The 3,858-nt window shown below is 62.0% G+C and carries 4 protein-coding genes; 3 read left to right on the top strand and 1 reads right to left on the bottom strand.

What is annotated here, in order from left to right:
- Positions 1 to 272: 272 nt before the first annotated feature.
- On the bottom strand, positions 273 to 1,118 hold the full coding sequence (locus C495_RS16895; RefSeq protein ID WP_008165145.1) for a universal stress protein: 846 nt from the start codon (positions 1,116 to 1,118) through the stop codon (positions 273 to 275).
- 362 nt (positions 1,119 to 1,480) lie between these two features.
- Here C495_RS16895 and C495_RS18175 point away from each other — a divergent pair, with 362 nt between their 5' ends.
- From C495_RS18175 to C495_RS16885, 3 genes are all read left to right on the top strand, one after another.
- Positions 1,481 to 1,627, top strand: a complete 147-nt coding sequence (locus C495_RS18175) for a DUF7512 family protein (RefSeq protein WP_006068055.1) — start codon at positions 1,481 to 1,483, stop codon at positions 1,625 to 1,627.
- A 3-nt stretch (positions 1,628 to 1,630) separates the two neighbouring features.
- Positions 1,631 to 2,758: a sulfite exporter TauE/SafE family protein gene (locus C495_RS16890; RefSeq protein WP_008165142.1), complete on the top strand. Its 1,128-nt coding sequence runs from the start codon at positions 1,631 to 1,633 to the stop codon at positions 2,756 to 2,758.
- Positions 2,759 to 2,831: 73 nt separating this feature from the next.
- Positions 2,832 to 3,858: cation:proton antiporter (locus tag C495_RS16885; protein ID WP_008165140.1), on the top strand; the 1,027-nt coding region annotated here is incomplete at its 3' end.

Below are 3,858 nucleotides of genomic sequence, written 5' to 3'. Positions count from 1 at the left end.
CCGCCGTTCTCGAGGCGTTCGCGCAGCTCCTGTTTTTTCCGTTCGCGGATTCGCTCCCGTTCGTCGTCTGCGGAGTCACTCATCGGATGACTGTACGGCTTCGGCAACCATAATAGTTGTGTGCGGAGCGAACAATATTGGATCGCGACGAACGGAGACGGTTTCGTGGTCAGTCACGCAGTAGTCGCTCTCGTGGCGGCCGTAACGAGTGACTCGAGGACAGAGACGGACAGCGGTATATTCGGGGCGAGAACGGAACGCTGTACGGTGGTCTACGCCGTTCGCTCCGGTGGCACGAGCATCACGTTCCCGTTCGCGCGGGCAACCAGATCCTCGGAAACGCTGCCCAGCAACAGCCGGCGCAGTCGGCTGTGTCCGCGCGAGCCAACGAGGGTCGTCGTCGGTTCGTACTCGGCTTCGGCGGCGAGGATCTCGTCGGCCGGATCGCCCTGACGGATCTCCGTCCGTGTCTCGATGCCCCATTCCTGGAGTTGGTCCGCGAGTTCGGCCAGCTGTGCTTCCGGATCTTCGCCCTCCGGAAGTCCCGGATCTTTCGGCGTTTTGACGTGGACCAGCGTCACCTCTTGGGTCGCATGACGCAGATATGAGAACGTCTCGAACGCCTGTTCGGCGTTCTTCGAGAAATCCGTCGCGTACAGCATCCGCTGGAAGAGATGTTTGCGGACCATACTCGGCTCGTCGGTCTCGCGTTCGATGCGGTTGACCAAAAGCGGCGTCACTGTCGTTCGGGAGAGGTTGCGCGCGGTCGAGCCAATCACCCGGTTCTCGAGTGGGCTCTTCCCGCGCGAACCGACGACCGTTAGGCTCGCGCCGATCGTCTCCGCGATGCCTCGAATCCGCCGGTGAGGTGTCCCTCGGACGACGTGGGTCTCGACGTCGAAGCCAGCGCCCTCGATGACCTGTCGGTAGCGATCGAGCGCCTTCCGACGGCGTTTTTCGAAGTCGATACCGGGCATTCCGGCGTGGACGTTCGACGGCACGACTGTCACCAGATGGATCTCCTCGATGCCGATCCGCCCCAGACACTCGAGACCAGTCTCGTTCTCGATTGTCGCCTCGCTCGCCGCGGACAGATCAGTTGCCAGCACTGCTTTCATACCCGTCGTAGGTGCCGACGGTATAATATTGTTTGGATACCCCAATATCAAATCCGATGAACGCGCTCGAGGCTCAGCTCTACTCAGCCACTCAGCCGGCGTAATCTCGGCGACTCTCACTCGAGTTCGGCTGCTCGCCCACGTCGTGTGGGTGGGTGCGCGCGGTGTGCCGGCGCTATCGTCTCGCTCGAGTCCTCATATTTAGAAAACTTATACAAATATCTCCGTAGGATAGCTATGAGATAGCTCGCAGTAATATTGTGCGACAGTCCCAAAAGCGTTATACGCTCCTCTCGAATAGGGAGTAGTGAGCAACAATCCATGATCCGCACACAACCGGGTTCAAACGGGGGTCGACACGCGTGATCGAATTCAGCGCGTACTCCCCACTCGTACAGGCAACGCTCCTCGTCGGTGTCGTCTTCCTACAGGCAGTTGTCCTCTACGTGGGCTACGGTGCCGTAGAGCGAGTCGCAACGCCACTGATCGAAACGATCACGGACGCATAATCGATGGAGCTACTGGGACTCAGCTTGCCGCTGTTGCTGTTGTTCGTGAGCTTCGGCTTCATGGTCGGGGTACTGTTCGGCTTCTTCGGAATGGGTGGTTCCTTCCTGATTACGCCGACACTGTTGATCCTCGACTACCCCGCCTCGGTTGCGATCGGGAGCGGGTTGGCGTTTTATTTCGGGNCCTCCGTGATCGCCGTGTTGAAACACTACGACGTCGGGCAGGTCGACTACCGACTCGGCGCGATCCTGTTCGTCGTCCTCTCGATCGGGATCGAACTCGGCAGTCGACTCGTGTTCGGTCTCGAGGCGTTGGGGATCGCCAACCTCGTCACCGGTGTCGCGTACGTGGTCTTGCTGGCCGGAATCGGTGCGCTGTTCCTGCGCCGAGCCGCCAATCTCGATGACGATGACGACGAGGGGGACGACGTCGACGACGACGAGATTCCGCCAGTCGCACAGAAGATTCAGTCGTACAACGTTCCGCCGATGATCTCGCTGACCTCTGGCGGCCGGGCTTCGGTGTGGACGATCTCCGGAGCGGGCGGCGGTGTCGGCCTCATCTCGGGGCTGATCGGCGTCGGCGGCGGTTTCATCCGGATGCCCGCGATCTACTACCTGATCGGGACGCCGTTGACGGCCGCTGTCGGGACCAGCCTGTTCGCCGGGCTGTTCTCGGGCGCGTTCGGGACGTTCACCTACGGGATGTCCGGCAGCGTCGACCTGACAGTCGTCTCGCTGCTGTTAGTCGGGNCCAGCCTGTTCGCCGGGCTGTTCTCGGGCGCGTTCGGGACGTTCACCTACGGGATGTCCGGCAGCGTCGACCTGACAGTCGTCTCGCTGCTGTTAGTCGGGAGTGCGCTCGGAGCCAGAATCGGTTCAGCAGCGACGACGATGGTCGAAGAGGACGACGTGATCATCTACTTCGGGCTCATGATGCTGTTCGCCAGCGCCGGCATCGCGCTCAGCGAACTCGCCAACTGGCTCGGAACGGACGCGCTCGATATGGTGAGCGTTCTCCTGCTCGTCGGCTCGTCGTTCTTCGTCGCGTCGATGATCCTCTATCAGGTCGTTCAGTCGGTCAACACGGGCGAATCGAACGCACACGTCACCCCTGACGGTGATGACTGATGCCGTCGGCGAACTATCCGTACAGAGCCGGAACGGACGGGTACGTAGCTGGCTCGCAGACACGTAACTGGCCGTGAACCTCATTGCGATCGTCGCACTCGTTCTGGCACTCGGTGTCGCCTCCCGCGTTCTCGCCGACCGACTGCGAATCCCGAGTGTTCTCTTTCTGATCTTCGCCGGGATCGCGATCGGCCCCGAACTGCTCGGCCTCGTCTCCCAAGAGACGTTCGGTGACGGCCTCTCCGCAATGGTCGGCGTCAGCGTCGCGATCATCCTCTTTGAGGGCGGCTACCACCTCCGCCTCGAGAAACTTCGCGAGAGTCCAACAGCGCTGTTTCGACTCACCACCGTCGGTGCAGCGGTCACCTGGATCGGGACGGCTGCCGCCGTCGTCGTCTTCCTCGATACCGGTCTCGAGGTCGGCCTGCTGGTCGGCGCGTTGCTGATCGCGACCGGGCCGACGGTTATCGGTCCGATCTTGCAGGTCGTCACCGTTCGCGATCACGTCGCTGCCGTCCTCGAGGGCGAAGGGATAATCAACGACGTCACGGCGGCGATCCTGGTCGTCGTCGTCTTCGAGGTTCTCGTCGCTGGGAATGGCACGCCGGCAGCACTCGTCAGTGACTTCGCGAGACGGTTGCTCATCGGGCTGGCAGTCGGTGCACTCGTCGCCGGCATCGTCTGGCTGGTGATCAGTCGCGGGCAGTCAAGACCCTGTGCAGCGCCACTGCACGCGCGGTTGATCGTCCTCGCCGGGATCGTCGTCGCGTACGCCGGTGCCGAACTGCTCGCCAGCGAGACGGGGATCGCCGCCGCCGCGATGGCCGGTTTCGTCCTCGGGAACGTCGACCTCCCCCACCACGAAGCGGTGATCGACTTTCTCGATGACCTCTCGGTCGTCGTCCTCTCGTTTATCTTCGTCGCGCTGGCGGCGCTGATCGACTTCGCGGATATCCTCTCGCTCGGGCTGGCCGGTCTCGCAATCGTCGCCGCGATCACGATGGTGCTCCGACCGGCAGTCATCTATCTATCGACGACAAACGAGCGCTTTACGCACAACGAACGGCTCTTTCTCAGCGCCGTCGGCCCACGGGGAATCA

Source organism: Natronorubrum sulfidifaciens JCM 14089 (assembly GCF_000337735.1).
GTDB lineage: Archaea > Halobacteriota > Halobacteria > Halobacteriales > Natrialbaceae > Natronorubrum > Natronorubrum sulfidifaciens.
Note: the sequence above shows the minus strand (reverse complement) of the source record. Positions and strands in the feature narration are given on the sequence as shown.

Coding starts and splice junctions, on each gene's coding strand:
- C495_RS16895 (WP_008165145.1), bottom strand. CDS start 1,118: ATGAAAGCAGTGCTGGCAACTGATCTGTCCGCGGCGAGCGAGGCGACA.